The 18,691-nt window shown below is 37.5% G+C and carries 14 protein-coding genes and 2 pseudogenes; all 16 read right to left on the bottom strand.

The genetic code is table 11. The features are described 5' to 3' along the window. Window positions 1-34: 34 nt before the first annotated feature. The 16 genes and pseudogenes from JCM9152_RS17600 to JCM9152_RS17530 all read right to left on the bottom strand — a co-directional run bounded on the left by JCM9152_RS17600 (window position 35) and on the right by JCM9152_RS17530 (window position 18,517). Entirely contained in the window at window positions 35-1,051 is a 1,017-nt protein-coding gene (locus tag JCM9152_RS17600; protein ID WP_052016100.1) for a LacI family DNA-binding transcriptional regulator, read from the bottom strand. A gap of 212 nt (window positions 1,052-1,263) precedes the next feature. Beyond that, entirely contained in the window at window positions 1,264-2,232 is a 969-nt protein-coding gene (locus JCM9152_RS17595; protein ID WP_035346644.1) for a glycoside hydrolase family 113, read from the bottom strand. A 24-nt stretch (window positions 2,233-2,256) separates the two neighbouring features. Next, entirely contained in the window at window positions 2,257-4,443 is a 2,187-nt protein-coding gene (locus JCM9152_RS17590) for an alpha-galactosidase (RefSeq protein WP_035346643.1), read from the bottom strand. A gap of 144 nt (window positions 4,444-4,587) precedes the next feature. Then, on the bottom strand, window positions 4,588-5,418 hold the full coding sequence (locus tag JCM9152_RS17585; protein WP_035346642.1) for a carbohydrate ABC transporter permease: 831 nt from the start codon (window positions 5,416-5,418) through the stop codon (window positions 4,588-4,590). A 2-nt stretch (window positions 5,419-5,420) separates the two neighbouring features. Continuing rightward, entirely contained in the window at window positions 5,421-6,347 is a 927-nt protein-coding gene (locus JCM9152_RS17580) for a carbohydrate ABC transporter permease (protein ID WP_052016098.1), read from the bottom strand. 363 nt (window positions 6,348-6,710) lie between these two features. Further along, window positions 6,711-7,295 (bottom strand): DUF624 domain-containing protein, encoded by a 585-nt coding sequence (locus tag JCM9152_RS17575; RefSeq protein WP_158318458.1) that lies wholly within the window; start codon window positions 7,293-7,295, stop codon window positions 6,711-6,713. Between the two features lie 171 nt (window positions 7,296-7,466). After that, window positions 7,467-9,254: an ABC transporter ATP-binding protein gene (locus JCM9152_RS17570; RefSeq protein ID WP_081728097.1), complete on the bottom strand. Its 1,788-nt coding sequence runs from the start codon at window positions 9,252-9,254 to the stop codon at window positions 7,467-7,469. A 78-nt stretch (window positions 9,255-9,332) separates the two neighbouring features. Continuing rightward, the gene (locus JCM9152_RS17565) at window positions 9,333-10,295 is read right to left on the bottom strand and encodes an alpha/beta fold hydrolase (protein ID WP_035346640.1); all 963 of its coding nucleotides are present in this window, start codon (window positions 10,293-10,295) and stop codon (window positions 9,333-9,335) included. A gap of 19 nt (window positions 10,296-10,314) precedes the next feature. After that, entirely contained in the window at window positions 10,315-11,274 is a 960-nt protein-coding gene (gene manA, locus JCM9152_RS17560; protein WP_035346639.1) for a mannose-6-phosphate isomerase, class I, read from the bottom strand. A 38-nt stretch (window positions 11,275-11,312) separates the two neighbouring features. Then, a complete protein-coding gene (locus JCM9152_RS17555) occupies window positions 11,313-12,272 on the bottom strand; it encodes an ROK family protein (RefSeq protein WP_035346638.1) in 960 nt (319 codons plus the stop codon). 327 nt (window positions 12,273-12,599) lie between these two features. Beyond that, window positions 12,600-13,531: pseudogene (locus JCM9152_RS17550) on the bottom strand (glycoside hydrolase family 113). Window positions 13,532-13,556: 25 nt separating this feature from the next. Beyond that, window positions 13,557-14,219: an AGE family epimerase/isomerase gene (locus tag JCM9152_RS24205; protein ID WP_369384584.1), complete on the bottom strand. Its 663-nt coding sequence runs from the start codon at window positions 14,217-14,219 to the stop codon at window positions 13,557-13,559. 11 nt (window positions 14,220-14,230) lie between these two features. After that, window positions 14,231-14,758 carry an AGE family epimerase/isomerase gene (locus tag JCM9152_RS24200; RefSeq protein ID WP_369384583.1) on the bottom strand — a complete coding sequence of 176 codons (528 nt, stop codon included), beginning with the start codon at window positions 14,756-14,758 and terminating at the stop codon, window positions 14,231-14,233. Window positions 14,759-14,845: 87 nt separating this feature from the next. Continuing rightward, window positions 14,846-15,867: pseudogene (locus JCM9152_RS17540) on the bottom strand (glycoside hydrolase family 130 protein). A gap of 310 nt (window positions 15,868-16,177) precedes the next feature. Beyond that, on the bottom strand, window positions 16,178-17,176 hold the full coding sequence (locus tag JCM9152_RS17535; protein ID WP_035346637.1) for a substrate-binding domain-containing protein: 999 nt from the start codon (window positions 17,174-17,176) through the stop codon (window positions 16,178-16,180). Between the two features lie 159 nt (window positions 17,177-17,335). Beyond that, the gene (locus JCM9152_RS17530; RefSeq protein ID WP_035346669.1) at window positions 17,336-18,517 is read right to left on the bottom strand and encodes a glycoside hydrolase family 130 protein; all 1,182 of its coding nucleotides are present in this window, start codon (window positions 18,515-18,517) and stop codon (window positions 17,336-17,338) included. Window positions 18,518-18,691: the final 174 nt, after the last annotated feature.

Below are 18,691 nucleotides of genomic sequence, written 5' to 3'. Positions count from 1 at the left end.
AATTCGCTTTTTAACTATTCTAATGCCTCATCATTCAATTCATTGGAACTACAGAATCTCGCATGACAATTTCAGCTTTGATCAGTAATTTCTCAGGAGGAAACTGCCTATGTTCTCTTCGCCAAATTAATTTATATACAGCTCGTTGACCAATCGACTCTTTCAATACTTGCACAGTCGATAGACTAGGTTTAATTAATGCACTAGAATCAATATTGTCAAACCCAGTCACGGAGCAATCAACTGGAACATTATAACCTACTTTCCTAAGGCTCATAATCACTCTTTGAGCTATATCATCATTAGCACAAAGAAAAGCGGTCGGTATTTCGTCACGCTCCATTACCCATCGTTGAAATGATAATTGGAATTCACTTGAATAAGGAATGGAGAGTGGTTGTTTTATTATCTCATCTTGAAGGCCATTTTCTTCAATCGCCATTCGATAACCTAACCAACGTTCATAGAAGCTTTTTGAAAAAGACGTATCCCCTACAAATGAAATTGAACGATGACCAATTGCAATGAGATGATTAGTCATTTTATATAACCCATCCATGTTATCTGCATAAATAGAATCAGCAGGAACCAAGCTATCCTCATGATTTATTAGAACTATAGGTACCGCTAACTGATGTAGCTCTACTAATACTTCAGACGATACGTGCCCAACTCCAATAATTCCTTGCAAATTGGCCGTATTAACCAATTGCTTAACTTGCTGGTCCTCACTTACGATCATCATCCCTAATTTCACTTCATTAACGGCTTCATAAATACCATCAATAATCTTCCCCCAATAAAGGGAATCATGATGGCTTTGGTGTTCAATTACGACTATAATAAACGACGAATGACTAGCATTAACATCCTCTGTCTTATTCGATCTCAACAAATCAGAATGATAACCAAGTTGCTTTGCTATAAATAATATTTTCTCTCTCGTCTGATCACTTACACCTGGTTTTCCATTTAACGTTTTTGAAACAACATATTTAGAAACACCAGCTACGTCAGCAATTTGTTGCATAGTTACTTTTTTCCTCGCCAAAGCATTCACCTCTAGAGCGATTTAACACAAAAGTGTTATTTTTGTTAGTTTTGTTATCATCATAACACATTTTATTATATTGAAACACATTTTTATCTATACGAATATACCGAAAGAGTACGTTAGTGCCCACCCATTTTTTGAATACTACTCAAAGAAGAGGAAGCTGTTTATTCAACCAACTCCCTCTTGGATCTTTATATATTTTATAATCACCTGTTATCTTTACTATACCATTGCTTTAAAACAGATTCCGCTTTCTTCCCATAAATATCAAAATCAACATCTTCCTTCGCTTTCTCTAAAGGGTATAACTTTGTTTTCCAGTCCCAAAAGAAGAAACCAGCGAACCACGGAACATCCCAAAAAACCTTTAATACTGAACTATAGAATCTCGCCTGCTCCTCTTCATCAAAAGGTAACTCAGTATGTTCAAAATCCCAAGGCATCGTCGCACAACCTCTTGCACTTCGACAGCCAATCTCAACAAATACAATCGGCTTATTAAATTTCTCGTGCAGCTTTTTAAGATTATCCCTTACCTTCTCCCAGTTTTTTATCATATTTTCTTCTGAATCACCTGGTACGTTTGCTACTGGATAATACGCACTTGTGCCAATTAGATCGACTCTATCAAACCAGTCAACCCCTTCTTCCTTACCGTGGTTAGCATTATAAATTAAAGGTCCATTATACACAGCTTTAACATCTTTAATGACCTGATACCATTCATCTGTTCTTGATTCTGTATCGATCATCTCACAACCAATGCAGAACATTTCACACTCTAGTTCCTCAGCAAGCTCCGCATAATGAAGCAGAAAGTTCGTATAAGAGCCAAACCACTTCTCCCAATACTCATCTGCATCTTTTGGAAATCCAATTCGCGCACGCCATAAACCATCCCTAGAATTTACGACAGGCTTTAAGCAAACCTTTAATCCAAGCTCTTTCGCTTGTCTAACAGCAAATTCAATATCGCGATCTGTCATTGTAAAGCCATAATCAAATATAATTTCAGTTGATGAGAACGTCTCTTGATAAGTAAAAAATGATAGAGCGATCCACTCGCTTCCAGTCTCTTTCAGCTTTTTCATTGATTCAACCGCTTCTGCGGTACGATATGCACCTCTTGTTGTATTCCAGCCGTAGGTCATACCTTTAATAAAAAGATCCTTCATAACATTTACCCCCTATTCCTTTTGTTAACTCTTCGCTTGCAACGTCCACATGACACTTTGAAAATCACCATGGAGTTCTGGAATATTTACACCAGCGTACATCAACTCTTGACCCGTAAACTCCTGATCTAACTCAACAATTTTATATACTTTATTTGGATCAAGTCCTCTTAGCTTCACTTTCGTAAAAGGAACATTCGCTTCTGCCAATGTACTGAAATAAGCAAGGACTGCTTCCGTTTGATCGTCGGAAACGAACATCCATGATGTGTGTGATTGGATAAAAGGACTTTTCAATCGATAAAAATCTCCAAATTGAATAATCGGTCTAACTCCCTTGTACCAATTAACTTGCTCCTTGATTTTCGCCTTTTCTTCTTCACTTAATGCTGATACATCTAACTCATAACCGAAATTACCAGACATCGCGACATGGCCTCGAATATCTAATGAAGTCATACGATTCACTTGATGATTCGGAACAGCTGAAACGTGTGATCCCATCGCGCTAATAGGATAAATGAGACTTGTTCCATATTGAATTTTCAAACGCGATATTGCATCCGTATTATCACTTGTCCACGTTTGAGGCATATAATATAGGATACCTGGATCAAATCGTCCCCCACCTCCTGAGCAACTTTCAAACAATACATCCGGAAATGTACTAGTGATCTGATCCATAACATAATACACACCAAGAATATAACGATGTGCTGTTTCTCTTTGTCGCTCTGCAGGAAGTGAAATTGAACCGACCTCCGTCATATGACGATTCATATCCCATTTCACATAACTAATTGGAGCACTTGCTAAAATATCTGATACTCGCTTTATTATTTCATCACACACGTCTTTCCTAGTTAGGTCGAGTATTAATTGATTACGCCCTTCCGACCGTGAACGATCTGGAATATGAATACACCAATCAGGATGCGCACGATATAAATCACTATCTACAGAAATCATCTCTGGCTCAAACCATAAACCAAATTGCATATCATTCTCTACAACTTGATTAGCTAGATGTTCAATTCCGTTCGGTAATTTATTTCGATCAACAAACCAATCTCCTAAAGACCCTTTATCACTATTACGCTTCCCAAACCAACCATCATCAAGTACAAATAATTCGATACCTAATTCTTTACTTGCATTTGCAATATCGACTATTTTTCCTTCATTAAAGTCAAAATAAGTCGCTTCCCAATTATTAATAAGAATGGGACGTAATTGATTACGATACTTCCCACGACATAATCGTTCTCTATACAAATGGTGAAACGTCTTAGACATCCCACCTAATCCTTGATCTGAATAGACCATGACAGCTTCAGGAGTTTGAAACGTTTGTCCTGGATCCAACACCCATGAAAAATCAAATGGATTTATTCCCATCGTTACACGTGAATAATGAAACTGATCTACTTCAACAGAAGCTTGAAAATTTCCACTATAAACCAAATTAATACCAAATACTTCTCCAAATTCTTCGGTTGTTTCAGGTCGGACAAGTGCTAAAAATGGATTAAATTGATGACTACTTGCTCCTCTACGACTTTCTATCATTTGTATACCGGATCGTAATTTTTCTCTTTCCATATAACGCTCTCTGGACCACGCTCCAGGCAACGTGATTAGCTCAAACTCAGATTCACGGAAATCTACATTAACACTTGCCGCTTTTAAGAGCTTTAGCTTTTGGCTGCCATTATTCACAAACCGAACCGTACGTGTCATGACATCAAACGTCGTGAACACCGTATAGCTCACAACAATTTCAGCATCTATTACCTCATCGAATAAAGTCAGCTCTAGTGTTTGGGCTTCACTGTCTGACTCTACATATGTTGCAGGCAAACCATCAAGCTCACCTTTTCCCTGCACTATGCGATGTGACTTATATTGAAAATTAGTCACCGTTGTGCCATTTTCTAATTGAATTTGATAAGCAGGTATATGAAAATCAGTATTCCCAAATGCAGGATATTCTTGAGGCAGCGTATCTAATGAAAAGAATGGGTCATCAGGGTCTGGATTAGGTGAAAATGATCGATCCTTAAAGCGTAGCTTCGTCCCATGATTGTAGGAATCCATTTTCTTACCCCAATATAAATGTGCCAAATACCCGTTATACACTTGGATTATGTAGCTCGTTCTTTCCGATTGTAAGTGAAATGTCTTTGTTTGCCCATCATATGTAATTCCCATTTATAATCCCCCTTATTGCAATTTCTCCAATCTACCCTACATATCAATCACCTTGATCGTTATTTGCTTCTCCCTTCTAAAAAAGGGGCTTCAAAAGAAGACTGTCGTCATCCTTTGTGCCCCCTAATAGTAAAACGAACTGTTTTATTTAACCGATCCTTCTGAAAATCCGTTATAAATATAACGCTGCAATGCAAGGAATATAATCAATGTCGGAATCACAACAATGATGACACCTGCACAAATAATTTCCCACTGCGCTCCATAAGGGCCTTGGAATTTAAACAAGGCCGTAGAAATAACTTGTAATTCCGCTTTCGGCATATATAAGTACGGTATATAGAAATCATTATAAACCGCTACACCTTTTATAATGAAAATCGTTGCTATAGCTGGTTTTAGCTGTGGAACAATTATCTTCCTGAAAATCGTGAAATATGACGCTCCATCAAGCATCGCTGATTCATCCAATGATACAGATACACGATCAAGAAATTGCAAGAAAACAAAAACTGCAATAATGTCTGTACTCATGAATAATATAATCGCTGACCATCTCGTATTAAAGAGACCTAATTCACTAATAATTTGGAACGTTGCTACTTGAGTAGTTACGCCAGGAATTAAAGTCGCTAATAGGAATAAGCCTAGCATAAGCTTACTGCCTTTAAATTGAAAGCGACTTAATATATATGAAATCATTAATCCGAGCAGTATAGCACTCGATACGGCAAGCACAAAAATAATGAACGTATTGAAAAAACCAAGTAACATTTTCCCTTCAGTGAAGGCTCTAGTATAGTTTTCGAAATTCAACCAGCTTTGCGGTGGAACTAGCGCACCTGTCGAAACATATTCTTCTCTACTTTTAAAGGAGGCAAACAACACAACTAAAATCGGTATAACTGTAGCAGCAACCCCTAATGTTAATGAAACGTATTTAACAACTGAAAAAAACCTTGCACTTAAACTCATTATTAAGCCTCCTTATCCTTAAAGAGAAATTTCTGAAGCAACGTAACAAAAATAACGATGACTAGGAGGACAACCGCCATGGCAGAAGCCAGTCCAACTCGACTAAACTTAAAGGCCGTATCTACAGTTTGAATAACAAATGTGCTACTTCCGTTAGCTCCACCTGTCATAATAAACGGAATTTCAAATACGCTAATCGCACCACTAACAGCTAAAATAAGATTCAATTCAACAACTCGACGAATACTAGGTAAAATAATGTATACAAATTGATGCCATCTATTCGCACCATCAATTTCAGCAGCCTCGTAGATTTCACTTGAAATTGACTGAATTGCTCCTAGAAATATAATGAAATTAAAACCCATGTACCTCCAGACAGACGTTCCTGCTAAAGAAATATTAATTAAATCAGGGTTTCCTAACCACAATTGAGTATACTCACTAAGACCCAATACAGCCAATAAGCTATCTAACGTCCCACCTTCACGATAAAAGAATAAGAAAATAAAGCCAATAGCAACACCATTTAATAAGTAGGGGAAGAAAATAGCACCTTTGAAAAAGTTCTTCAACCTTACTTCAAAACTGAGTAGTGTAGCAAAATAAAGTGCTAAGCCCATTTGCACAAAAGTAGCAGCAAAGTAATACAAACTAACAACAAACACCGAGAAATATTCCGGCCTTGTAAAAATCGTGACATAGTTACTGAACCCAACAAAATCCATAGTTGGACTCATTCCATTCCAATTATGAAAGCTGTACACAATCATATTAAACAATGGTAAGTACGAAAACGTTACGAGCAACCCTACTGGTATAAGAGAAAAAGCAATAATAATAATAATTCGTTGTGTGCGATAATTAAGATTAGATAGTCCTAAACCACCCTTTTTTTTATCGCTCACACTTTCAGACACATTTGCCATCAGTAAACCCCCTTAAGAACTTCAGCTTTACGCTTTATAGTAGCCTTCCCTTTTCGGTTCATACACAACAAGCTAGTTAAGACCTATATTTCTTTTCATAATGTTACATTTCTTACATACGCTCTCTCCTCGAATATTAGTTCATCGATCACTTAATAGCGTGGAATCAAACATATGACATCGCTTTCTCACAGATCAAATGCCGACACCATCATACATTCCCCTTAAAATGCTTACTATTTTCTCCATTTCTAATCAACATTAATATGATAAAGTATTTAATTAAGTAATCGTTAAAGTTTCATCTAAACCCTATCTTATTATGAGAACGTTTACGTGTCAACCATGAATAAATAAGTTAACTTATTTGTTTAAATTCGTCATTAATGCCCGAACCATGACGCTGTACAAAGCCGGTGCACTTACAGCAAATAATAAAAGATTTAGCGTCCCAATATAATACAAAGCAAACATACCTACGAGCATAAAAACGGACCTTAGAAGGTTCTTTAAAGCTAAGACAAAGCTAATTCCGACAGCTTGATTAAAGGAATGCCCTTTCCCTTCTGTAATAAGATAGGACGTATAAGTAAAAAGCAATAAAAATATTGCTAATAAATATAACATGACAATTAATCCTATTAATGAGTATTCCGTAGCTGATTCATTTAATAAAAATGTTGTCATATACAGCAACGCAAACACTAATGCAAATAGAAACGACCCCCATTTATAAGTAGCATACGCCCGATAATATCTCCTATACATCTGAGCAATTGACACGTCCTCTTCGTCCATTCGCCCACTTTTCACATCAGCTATTACGGCAAACAACCCCGCTGTAGCTGGTACTAATCCATACACAACAAACCCTCTTAAAACAAATAACCAAAAAAGGATACTTGCTTGAATATAATAATAAACCCTTGTTATAAATGCCATGTCCATCATGGTTAAACACCTACTTATATAGAGACTAAGACAAAAGTATTTTTATAAAAGAGAAACCGAACAAATACACAGAAATGCACAGTAACTGCTCCTGAAATATTCTCGCTACATTCACTAATGTTCAGATTTTCAACTAAACACTTTCGTTATGTCCTAGCCTCTATTAATTTAATGTTGCATTTTTTTCAACTGATAAAACTCACCTTGTTTTTCCATTAATTCATCGTACGTTCCGACTTCCACACATCGCCCTTCTTTCATGACAACAATGCGGTCGGCATCTCTTATCGTTGATAATCGATGTGCGACGATAAACGTCGTACGTCCTTTAATTAGCTCGCGAATCGCTTCTTGCACATGGAATTCAGACTTATTATCCAATGCAGAAGTCGCTTCATCTAATAAAATCACTTCAGGGTTTCGGACGAGAGCACGAGCAATGGCAATACGTTGTCGTTGCCCCCCAGATAGTTTTCCTCCATGCTCCCCAATTAACGTATTCAAACCGTCTGGCATTTCCGCAATAACATCGTGAAGGTTGGCCATTTGTACGACCTGCTGAAGCTGCCCCTCCGATACATGGTCTAAGCCATATGTTATATTGTCTCTGATTGATCCGGAAAATAGTACCGTGTTTTGAGGAACGACCGCAATTCTTTGCCGGTAGGCCTGCATATTTAAGTCATCAAAAGGGACACCATCGATCAAAATCTTGCCTTCTGTCGGGCGGTAAAAACCTACAACCATACTTAGAACCGTTGATTTTCCTGCACCTGATTCCCCGACAAAGGCTATACACTCTCCTGGCTTCACAGTTAAGTTAAAACGATTAAGAACATGCTTCTTCGTATCTTTATAATGAAAGCTTACATCATCAAATGTAAACTGCCCTTTCAAATGTCCAAGCCGCTTTTCGCCTTGATATTCTACCATTTCTTTTGAAAATAACACTTCTGAGACTGAAATAATGGATTCATACCCTTTCGCTAATTGTGGGTACACATTTATAATCTGATTAACTGACATTAGTATCGTTGTAAAATATGCTTGATACAAAGCAATATCACCAATTGGCATTTGTCCACGATACACAAGGTACGCCGTGAAAATTAAACAAATCATTTGAAACACCTGAAAAACGACCCAACCTGATGCCCCAAAGAACGCTTCAGCAATATCTAATTTATACCCCTTCCCTTTTAAATCCTTAAGCGTCGAATCTGTTTTTTTAATTTCTAAATCTTCGAGCCCATGAGCTCTTGTTACAGGAATCATATTTACTGTTTCCGCCACCTGACCTGACATCACTTCAATTTGCGTTCTAAATTCCCGGTTACGTTGTCTCAATCTTTTCTTAAAGAGGATAACTAAACCAATCGCAAGAGGAATGACCAAAATAAAAAATAAAGCCATCGTTCCATCACGAAAGGCCGTTACTGTTATGGCTACAACCACATTTGTAACCGCAGCAGAAAAAGTAAACATCACTTGTTTAGAGAGAACCTCAATATTTTCTACATCTCGAAGCACCTTCGCTTGTAATTTCCCTGAGCGCAACTCACTATGATAGGAAATCGATAAATGCTGTAACTTACGAATTAACGTACTTCTTAGACCTGCTTCAACATGTCTTGAAGCTTTGCTTAAGTAACTAACATGTAGCACTTGAGAAGGAATGTTTTGCACAATAACTAAAACGACAACAGCAAAATTGATCCACAACTCTGCTACATTTCGTTCATCAGGGGCACTAGCTATATTAATCATATTAGCTGTCACAACAGGTATCACCCAGACAGGTGAATGCTTCATCAAAAAGAAAATAAAAGATAGAACAATATTACTTACTTGACCTTTATATAACTGTAAAAACGTCTGCAAAGCTCTCCCCTGCTTCACCTGATCTCCGTTAAATAATGGTTCATAATTAAAGGATTGATTTTTCTTCTCCCCCATAAAATCCACTCCTTAGAGAAATCCTAAAATAACTGAAGGTGTCTCAAAAGTCCTTCTTTCAAGACACCCATTACTATCTTATATATCTAAAATATATTGAAGAATACGATCAGGATGACCTGGCAATTGCTCATGTCCGAAATCTGGGTACAATTCATAACGTTTCGAAGATGTAATTTTGTTATAGGCTGCAAATTGTGTCGACGGAGGACAAACTGTATCCATTAAGCCAACAGCCATTAACACATCTGCTTTTATACGAGGTGCTAAATGCTGAATATCGATATAACCTAACTTCGTAAATATCTCTTCTTCACGTTTATGCTGAGGATCAAAATGTCTAAAGTATTCTTTCAGCTCATGATACGCATCCTTCGCTAAATCCATTTCCCACACCCGCTGATAATCACTTAAAAACGGATAAACAGGAGCGGCTTTTTTAATTCTTGGCTCTAATGCAGCACAAGCTAACGTTAATGCGCCACCTTGTGACCATCCTGTTGCAATAACCTTTTCTTCATTAACTTCAGGTAAATCCATCACAATCCTAGCCACTTGAGCTGTATCTAAAAAAATATGACGGAACAATAAATGATCTGCTCCTTCATCATCGAGTCCACGAATAATATGACCATGATGAGTATTCCCTTTCACTCCGCCCGTATCCTCTGAGTATCCGCCTTGTCCACGTACATCCATCGCTATAACTGAATACCCCAATGCAGCAAAGCTTAATAAGCCAGCCCATTCTCCTGAGTTAACCGTATATCCATGAAATTGAATAACTGCTGGATGAGGTTCTAAAGCATTTTTCGGCTTCACATACTTACAATGTATTCTCGCCCCTTTCACGCCTGTAAAGTATAAATGGAAACATTCCGCAAAAGGGACTTGGAATTCACTACGAACAAGCTCTAATTGAGCATCAACTGCTTTCATTTCTGCTAATGCTCTTTCCCAATACTCATCAAAATCTTTCGGTTTCGGATTTCTTCCTTTATATTCAACTAACTCTTCAAAAGGCATATCAATCATTGGCATCGTATTCCCCTCGCTTCTTCTATTTAATTGACGAATATGAATAGATCATTTCAGCATTTCCTATTAATTCATAACGTTCAACAGTCGCAGGAATAATAAAATGGTCACCCATTGAAAATGAATGAGATGTTTCATTAACAACAATCTCACCTTCGCCAGCTAGAATACTAACTAATAAATAATTCTCTGTGTGCTCTGTTTCATAAACCCCTGCTAACGTTCCATGAAATACAGTAAAGTACTCTTGTGACACTAATTTTTTCTTTGTTAACCCTTGATCGCTTAACTCCGTTTGTTCTGGATATGTATCCTGATGCGGGATAGTCGTTACATCAATTGATTGACGAATATGTAACTCACGCGTATTCCCTTTATCATCAATACGATCATAATCATACACTCGATAAGTCGTATCCGAGCTTTGCTGTGTTTCAAGAATAAGAGTCCCTTTTCCAATGGCATGAACAGTACCACTCGGTACATAATAGAAGTCTCCTGGAGATATGGGTACTTTCTTTAACAATTTATCCCATGCCCCTTCTTCTATCATTGTTACGAATTCTTCTTTCGTATGAGCGTGATGGCCTAAGATCAATTCTGCCCCTTCTTCACAATCAATAACATACCAGCATTCTGTTTTACCAAGCTCACCATTTTCATTTACACGGGCATAATCATCATCAGGATGAACTTGAACAGATAAGTCTTTATTCGCATCCAAAATCTTCACTAAAAGTGGAAATTGCTCTCCCTTTTCATTTCCGAATAGCTCGCGATGATCGTTCCAAGCATCAATTAGCGTCCGACCAGCTAAAGGACCATTTTTAATGGTCGAAGGACCATTCTCGTGCGCCGATATCCCCCAGCATTCACCTGTTGTCTCAGTCGGAATTATATAACCAAATAGCTCCCTAAGTTTCTTTCCACCCCAAATACGATCTTTAAATTCTGGTTCTAAAAAAATCGGTTCATTATACATCTTCATCCTCCTGCTCAATATTTGAAATCCAGAAATTTCTATGACTGTGTTTCATTATATTTCACTAATGCAGCTGCCCCAATTAACCCAACATCGTCACCTAACTGTGCCATTTTGAATTGCAAATGATCAGCCAGTGGTTTCATCGCTTTCTCTCTAGCAAACTCAATTGAAGGGTTAAACAAGTAATCACCTACTTTACTCACCCCTCCCCCAAAAATGATTAATTCTGGATTATATAAATGGATAACATTAACAAGTCCTACACCTAAATATGTTCTCGTTTCTTCAACAATTTCTAATGCTAACTCATCGTTTCTCTTCGCTGCATCAAAAACATCTTTAGACGTAATTGTACTCTTTTCTCTTAAAATACTATCAACTGAACTCTCTCGTAATCGCTCTTTCGTTCTATTCATAATTCCTGTACCTGAGGTGTATGCTTCTAGACAACCTCGATTCCCACAACCGCATACAGGACCATCAGGGTTTAGGCTCATATGTCCAACCTCTGCTGAACTACCGTTAACTCCTAATAGCAAATGGCCATTATCTAGTATCCCTGTCCCTACCCCCGTACTTATCGTCATATACACCATATTTCTTTTTCCTTTTCCTGCCCCAAAGTAATATTCCCCCAAGGCTGCAGCATTAGCATCATTGTTAAGATAAACAGGTACATTAAAGTGTTCCTCAAGAATCTTCCTCAAAGGGATATTTACCCAACCAGGTAAATTAGGTGGCGAAAGAATCGTTCCTTGAAACACATCTAATGGTCCTGGAGAGCCTATCCCAATTCCTAATATCGCTTGTTTCCCTTCTATTTTAACCGTTTCATCGCTCACTCGCTCAACCAATGAAATTAAACGTTTAATAACAGAATCCGGTCCTTCTTCAGCCTGAGTTAGCGTGCTTTCTCTTTTTATCAAATCGCCTAATTCAGTAAAAAGCCCTGCTCGTATTTGCGTCCCTCCTAAATCAACTCCAATTAAATACAATACATCCCCCTACTTTCTACTTAATTTTTTCCTTAACGCTCACTTTACTATAAGAAATGTACAACGACATTTCAAGAACCTTCGTGCGTCGAGAAAGCACTTCTGACTTTGAAATAAAGGACAGAATGAAAGAGGTCCATTTTAATTTGACTAACACTAGCTTCACTCGTCACCCGCTTAATAGGAGAAACCCACTCGTATCAAACTTTTCAAAAAGGCAACGATTTCGCACATTGCTGAAAGAGCACTGAAAAAGTTAAAAACAAAACTTTTTCAGTGCCCTTCAGATCACCAGCCTTTTCTCTGATCTGGCATTTTTTAGGATGCTTATTTAGATGAATAATAATTATGGACGGTTTTCTCTGCTTTTTTGCCGTATATACAATAATCATCATTCGAAGAAGCTTGATCTCGTCCATACAAACGAGCAGGCCAGTCCCAAAGCATGTACCCGCCAAACCATTCTTCATCATCTAACTTAGAAAACATTTCCTTATAATAGTCATCTTGGGCTTCTTCACTCACTTGCCCTTTATTTAAGTTCCAATCGTTCGGAACCATCGGAGAACCGAACCGACTGGGACAGCCAGCCTCCATAAAGAAAAATGGCTTCTCCCATTGATTAACGACTTTTTTAATACGTTGAATGTGTTCATCCCAAGAATCAACAGGGTAATAGCCACTAGATGAGATGACATCGACCGCATCCCACCATTTCACCTGGCCTTCTTGATACTTGTCACAATTATAAGTAACGACACCTGAATACACTTCACGTACTTTTCGAATAAGTTCTCGCCATTCCTGCTCACGGCGATCGGTTTGCACCATTTCACAGCTACACAGAACATTTCACAGCCCGTCTCTTCAGCTATCTTCGCATAATGCAAGATGAATTTCGTATAGCTTTCAAACCATTCTGACCATTTTGGTTCACAAGGAACATCAAGGTCAAAGAAATTAATATGTGCTCTCCATGTGCCATCAGAACAATTAACAACAGGCTTTAAGCAAACGGACAAGCCTAACTTTTTTGCTTCATTAATAGCCCAATACACTTCATCATCTGTTACGACCGTGCCGCTTTTATAGTTAATTTCTGTCGAATGTGCTGTTTCTTGTAACCCTTGAAATGCGATCGCCGTCCAATTAACAGCTAAACGCTCCTTCATTTCTTTCATAGAGTGCTTCGCTTCCTCCGTCGCCCATTGACCACGGATACCTACCCAACCCCAAGTCATTCCTTTAATAAAATTCATTACACAAACGCCCCTTTTTTTGTCATTAACGCTGTTCTTCACTAATACGTTCAATCATTTCAAAACAAAATCTTGAATTGTGATAAGGACATTTCCAAGGCTCCACCTTCGGAAAATCTTGATATACATGATTATCTTTATCTAACTTCCAATACCATTCACCATTTTTATGATCAATGACATATTTGGTTGTATATTTCCATAAGCTTTCGACAGCAGTATAATATGCTGGATCCTTCGTAAGCTGAAATGCATTATAAAAACCAACCATTGATTCAGCCTGTACCCACCATACACGGTCCTTATCTAAATGTCCGTTGTCCTCTAACTCATTCATGACACTTCCATCTGAATCTATTCCGTCTTCTAACACTTTTTTGGCCATTTTTAACGATACCTTTTCTACTCTTTCTAATAAGCATTCATTTTGAAGAACCTCTGCCGCTTCATATAGCAGCCAGCTTCCTTCAATATCATGACCATAAGAAATCGTATTGGACGCAGGTTGCCACTGTTCATTGAAGAACAATATAAATTGGTACGTATCAGGATGAACAATATGGTCCAACGTCACTACTATTAACTCGGTTAACTGACTCTTCAAACCTTCATCCTTCCATACTCGGTATAGGTTCGTGTATGCTTCAAGAATGTGTAAATGAGTATTCATTGATTTTGCAGTGTTCAAATCCTTACCACTTAATCGTAAATCTTCATCTCCCCCCATTTACGAGTAAAAGCTTCTAAGTACCCTTTATTTTCCTGATCATACGCATGCTTCTCAATTAATTCATACAGCTCTTTTGCTATTTCTAAGCTTTCTTCATTTCCAGTTGCCATGTAATACTCGGACAAACCATAAATCGCAAAAGACTGATTATAAATGTGCTTACGATCTTCTACTGGTTGCCCTTTATAATCAACCATCCAATACACTCCGCCCTGCTCAGGATCTATAAATGATTCAATTAAAAATGAATATGCGTGATTAGCAACTTTTAAGTAACGTTCTTCCTTGAACATTCGGTAAGCTTTTGAATAGCTCCAAAGGATACGAGAGTTTAATATACACCCTTTTTCTGCTTCTTTATTAATTTGTTGATCATTTGTTATATAACCATAAAACCCACCATATTCTTCATCTATCGTATGATCAATCCAGTAAGGTAAAATATCACTCGTAAGATGCTTTTCAATTTGTTGACGTAGTTCTAATTGTGGAATCATCTCAACTTTCTCCTTTTTCTTTTCATTTAGATAAACAAGCCCGCTATGAGACCAACCATCCATAGCGGGCTGAAACAAGTTCCTTACTTACATATTCCCTTCTAAAGGGTCCTCACCAATCACTTCATGGTATTCCTTTGTATAAGCGACAATTTCCTCAACTGTTGTATACGCGATCCCAACGTACGTATCAGCCGCACCATAGTAAATTGCGATGCGCCCAGAGTCAGCGTCATGTAATGTAGCACATGGGAAGATGACATTGTTAACAAACCCTCGTTCCTCATACCATTCTTCAGGCGTAAGAACGAAATTTTTACAACGGTACTTCACTTTAGATGGATTCTCAAGGTCTAAAATGGCAGCACCCATTGAATAAACAAATCCATTACACGTTCCAGTCACTCCATGATAAAACATTAACCAACCTTCTGTTGTTTCAATCGGCGCGGGTCCACCACCAATCTTTACTGCCTGCCACCAACCTTCGCCTCCCTTACTCATAACATGGCGATGCTTACCCCAGTAAGTCAAATCAGGACTTTCACTTAAGAAGATATCACCAAATGGGGTATGACCACTGTCACTAGGACGCGACAACATCATATAATGACCATTTACTTTCCTTGGAAATAAGACTCCATTTCGATTAAAAGGCAAATAAGGATTTTCCAATCGAATAAACTGTTTAAAATCTTTTGTTTGAGCTAAACCAATTGATGCTCCATAGAAATCTGTACACCAAATAATATAATACGTACCTTCAACCTTAACTAAACGTGGATCATACGCATAGTTCGGTTGGAACACATCACCATTTTCATCGACAAAATGAATTCTTTCTTCCTCTATATTCCAATCTAAGGCATTTTCACTCCAGCCTAAGTGTAAATGCGGACGGCCATTCGTTGTTTCTGCGCGAAACACACCTACAAATCCCTCTCCATAAGGGAGAACAGCACTATTAAAGATACGCGCAACATTTTTAACAGGGTTTCGCCTTATTACTGGATTATCTGAATGTCTCCAAACAGGCCCATGATAGCCACTTGGCTTTTCCTGCCAAGCATATTAGATAACGACTCACCAATGATCTTCACTTGACTCATACACGAACACCTCTTTCCAAGAATAAAGTAACGACCGAGATTTTCATATGGCCTGATATTCGTACAAATCGACCGCTTAATTACATGATTCTTATTCAAACTCAATTTAAAATTACTTACCCGAACCTATCAAATGAGTTTATCGTTTAAGTTACATAACGTATAATACCTTTACACCGCTTACTTGTCAATACATTTCTCTTTTTTATCTTGATCATTTTTTCGTTCAAAATACTTATTAAATTGACCCCAAACAATAAAAAAGATGTTGAAGTCTATCCCCCTTCAACATCTTTTTCTCTTATTTAATTTAAATTTTTTTGACTGAATCACGGTGAATAATCGTTCCTTTTATAAGAACACGACCGGAATTTTTGTGCTCGTTCTTAATCTTTTCAATAATAAATTCTACAGCTACTTTTGACATTTCTTCAATATTTACTTCAACCGTTGTCAACTGAGGCTCTGTTAGAGTGGAATAAATATCATTATCAAACCCTACAACTGAACAATCTTCTGGAACTGAATAACCCATTGATCGTAACTTGTTCATCAAATTATAACCAACTTGATCACAGTTGCATACAAAGGCAGACGGTAGTGGATTAGGTATTTCTAGATCAATATAAGTTCCTTTCTCGTCACGGTCATTAATAATATAGCCCTCATTTAAGCTTAGATTATGTTCTAATAACGATTTATAATACCCAAGAAATCGATCCTGAATACTGCTCGTTGAATGGATATTACCAACAAAAGCGATGTCTTTATGTCCTTCCTTCACTAGATAATTCGTTAATTCATACACTCCATAAAAGTTATCTGTAATAATAGAATCGATATCAGAGTGATCTGTATAGAAGTCTAAGAAAACTTTTGGGATATTATTATCAGTTAGCAAATCAATATACTTACTACTAATTTGACCTAATATAATAAATCCATCAACCTTACTTTCATAGTATGTTCTCGGTAACTGTAAGTTCCGTTCATCCTCTGCCGATAGAACTTGCAAGATCCCATAATAACTATATTGTTCAAGCATTGTCGTAATGTGCTGATAGAATTTTAAATAAAAATTACCACCAGAAAATCTTTCCGGAATGATAATCCCTATATTATAAGAAAGACCTTCCTTCATCGATTTCGCTACTGCATTAAATCGATAACCCATTTCAATCGCAAGCGCTTTAATTTTTGCTTTCAGCTCATCGCTTACTCCCTCTTTATCATTTAACGCTTTTGATACCGTAACACTACTCACTCCAATACGTTCAGCTATATCTCTCATCGTTATATTACTTTTCATTGCGCGCACCTCCTTACCGACTCTTCAACTGTTTACAGAAAAGGTATCGCAAAAAGTCAACTTTGACCCTCTGTGATACCTCTTCAATACTAAATTTGCACTATCACATACTAAGAATACTAAGCGAATCAAAAGGTTGCAACTATTTTTTCCTATGACTTACTTAATATTTTTAAGTAAATGCAGATTTTTCTCTATCAATTCTTTACGTTGCTTAGCATTTTCGATCGAATGTAACGGATCCTCAGGTGTTTGGAACGTATAATCTACTAGCTTTTCAATCGTTGTTGTCGCTACGTGAATCCTTGTATCACTTGAAGCATAGTAAATAAATACTTCATTTTGCTCATTTACAATTGCTCCATTGCAAAAAATCACATTTGAAACATCACCGACACGCTCTTCATCATACGGGGCAATAAAATGTCCACCTGGCTTAGCAATAATCTTCTCAGGAGCTTCTAAGCTAGTTGCAAAGGTATAAAGTACATATCGTAACCCAGCAGCTGTATTTCGCACTCCATGTGCAATGTGAATCCAACCTTTATCCGTTTTGATCGGAGCAGGCCCTTGGCCATTTTTCACCTCATACACAGTGTGATACACCTTTTCATCCATGATCGTTTCTTCGGAAATAATCGGCTTTTCTATGTCATCACATACACCAAAAGCAATTCCCCCACCTTTCCCAGTAGAGATGAAGCCATCTTGTGGCCTTGTATAAAAGGCATACTTTCCATCCACAAATTCAGGGTGCAGTACTACGTTTCGTTGTTGCGGTGAGGGTGTTTCAATATTTGGAAGGCGCTCCCAATATTTCAAATCCTTCGTTCGAACAAGACCAGCTTGAGCAACTGCACTGGATGTGTCAAACTGAGGTGCTCCAGGATCCTTGCTCTCGGAACAATAGATTCCATAAATCCAACCATCTTCATGCTGCACTAATCTCATATCATAAATATTCGTCTCGTCTTCATAAGGATTCTCCCAAGTAATAGGAGTACCAATAAACTGAAACTGATCAACCCCATTGTCACTCTCTGCTATCGCAAAGATAGACTTACGATCAACCCCTTCTAATCGAACGACCATATAATACTTCCCGTTCAAATAAATAGCCCCAGGGTTAAAGGTAGCATTTACGCCTAAACGCTCCATAAAAAATGGATTAGATTGCTTACTAAGATCAAACCTCCAATGAAGAGGAACATGATGTCGTGTTAAGACAGGGTCTTCGTAACGATCATAAATACCGTTATAAAAATCTTCCTTCTTTTTATTTTTCTTTGCAAGGTATTCATTTTGCTTTTCTAATAAATCAAAATACTTTTCATGAATCATAGTCATTCAACCTTCCTTAACAATCAGTTTACTTCGTTAGTTTATCGTTAACTCTATTTTACCTATTTATAATAACTTAATTTCAACAATTGTGTCAACTTCACAATGTAGCGCTTTCTATAGAAGGCGCTCTTTGTTTTATTGTTAACAAAAAAACTACTGCTCTATACAGAC

Source organism: Halalkalibacter hemicellulosilyticusJCM 9152, from assembly GCF_000513115.1.
Taxonomy (GTDB): domain Bacteria; phylum Bacillota; class Bacilli; order Bacillales; family Bacillaceae_D; genus Halalkalibacter; species Halalkalibacter hemicellulosilyticus.
This window is presented reverse-complemented; position numbering and strand designations above follow the sequence as displayed.

What these genes read in the sequence shown, in the direction of transcription:
- JCM9152_RS17595 (WP_035346644.1), bottom strand. Translation starts at nt 2,232, where the DNA reads ATGAAGGATCTTTTTATTAAAGGTATGACCTACGGCTGGAATACAACA.
- JCM9152_RS17590 (WP_035346643.1), bottom strand. Translation starts at nt 4,443, where the DNA reads ATGGGAATTACATATGATGGGCAAACAAAGACATTTCACTTACAATCG.
- JCM9152_RS17585 (WP_035346642.1), bottom strand. Translation starts at nt 5,418, where the DNA reads ATGAGTTTAAGTGCAAGGTTTTTTTCAGTTGTTAAATACGTTTCATTA.
- JCM9152_RS17580 (WP_052016098.1), bottom strand. Translation starts at nt 6,347, where the DNA reads ATGGCAAATGTGTCTGAAAGTGTGAGCGATAAAAAAAAGGGTGGTTTA.
- JCM9152_RS17575 (WP_158318458.1), bottom strand. Translation starts at nt 7,295, where the DNA reads ATGGACATGGCATTTATAACAAGGGTTTATTATTATATTCAAGCAAGT.
- JCM9152_RS17570 (WP_081728097.1), bottom strand. Translation starts at nt 9,254, where the DNA reads ATGGGGGAGAAGAAAAATCAATCCTTTAATTATGAACCATTATTTAAC.
- JCM9152_RS17565 (WP_035346640.1), bottom strand. Translation starts at nt 10,295, where the DNA reads ATGCCAATGATTGATATGCCTTTTGAAGAGTTAGTTGAATATAAAGGA.
- manA (WP_035346639.1), bottom strand. Translation starts at nt 11,274, where the DNA reads ATGTATAATGAACCGATTTTTTTAGAACCAGAATTTAAAGATCGTATT.
- JCM9152_RS24200 (WP_369384583.1), bottom strand. Translation starts at nt 14,758, where the DNA reads ATGATTCCACAATTAGAACTACGTCAACAAATTGAAAAGCATCTTACG.
- JCM9152_RS17535 (WP_035346637.1), bottom strand. Translation starts at nt 17,176, where the DNA reads ATGAAAAGTAATATAACGATGAGAGATATAGCTGAACGTATTGGAGTG.
- JCM9152_RS17530 (WP_035346669.1), bottom strand. Translation starts at nt 18,517, where the DNA reads ATGATTCATGAAAAGTATTTTGATTTATTAGAAAAGCAAAATGAATAC.